The following is a 1,262-nucleotide window of genomic DNA, read 5'->3' on the forward strand; positions in this document are numbered from 1 at the left end:
CGACATGAACTATCAGCGGTTTTTCGAGGAAGCGATCGACCAGCTCCATGCCGAGCGTCGCTACCGCGTTTTCGCCGACCTCGAGCGGATCGCGGGCAAGTTCCCGCGCGCCATCTGGCGTTCCAATGGCCGTGCCGAGGAAATCACCGTCTGGTGCTCCAACGACTATCTCGGCATGGGCCAGCATCCCGACGTCATCGCCGCGTTCCAGAATACCGCTGGCAAGATGGGTTCGGGCGCCGGCGGCACCCGCAACATTTCCGGCACCTCGAACCCGTTGGTCGAGCTCGAGGTGGAGCTTGCCGACCTGCACGACAAGGAAGCGGCACTGGTCTTCACCTCCGGTTTCGTCTCCAACGAAGCCTCGATCTCGACCATCGCGAAGCTTTTGCCCAACTGCCTGATCATCTCGGACGAATTGAACCACGCCTCGATGATCGAAGGCGTGCGGCGTTCCGGCGCCGAGAAGAAGATCTTCCGCCACAATGACGTGGCGCATCTGGAAAGCCTTTTGCAGGCGGCGGGGCGCGAACGCGCCAAGCTGATCGTCTTCGAAAGCGTCTATTCGATGGATGGCGACATCGCGCCGATCAAAGAGATCGTCGAACTCGCCGAGCGCTACAACGCCATGACCTATATCGACGAGGTCCATGCCGTCGGCATGTACGGGCCGCGCGGCGGCGGCATCACCGAGCGCGAAGGCCTGGCCGACCGCATCGACATCATCGAAGGCACGCTGGCCAAGGCATTCGGCACGCTGGGCGGCTACATCACCGGCACCAGCGCTGTGATCGACGCCGTGCGCTCCTATGCGCCGGGCTTCATCTTCACCACGGCACTGCCGCCGGCGATCGCTGCCGCCGCGACCGCGTCGATCCGCCATCTCAAGCGCTCGCAGGCCGAGCGTGACGCCCAGCAGCAGCAGGCCGCGAGAACCAAGCACATCCTGTCGGCCGCCGGCCTGCCGGTGATGGATTCGCCGACGCACATCGTGCCGCTGCTGGTCGGCGATCCCGAGGCCTGCAAGATGGCCAGCGACCGCCTGCTCGGCGTGCACGGCATCTACATCCAGCCGATCAACTACCCGACCGTGCCGCGCGGCACCGAGCGGCTGCGCATCACGCCGACGCCGTTCCATTCCGATGCGCTGATCGCCGAATTGCAGGATGCGCTGGTCGAGACCTGGGATGCGCTCGGCATCCCCTATGGTTCGGCAGGTCGGCCTTCGGTGGCCAAGAGCGACCGCATCATTCCCCTGCTGG

General features: G+C 64.8%; 1 protein-coding gene. It reads left to right on the top strand.

The annotated features are described in order from the left end of the window. Positions 1-4 precede the first annotated feature (4 nt). Positions 5-1,262, top strand: a 1,258-nt coding sequence (gene hemA, locus EN949_RS35335) for a 5-aminolevulinate synthase (protein ID WP_127371988.1), incomplete at its 3' end; no start/stop codon positions are given.

It is taken from the genome of Mesorhizobium sp. M7A.F.Ca.US.007.01.2.1 (genome assembly GCF_003998165.1).
In the GTDB taxonomy this organism is placed as follows: Bacteria; Pseudomonadota; Alphaproteobacteria; order Rhizobiales; family Rhizobiaceae; genus Mesorhizobium; species Mesorhizobium ciceri.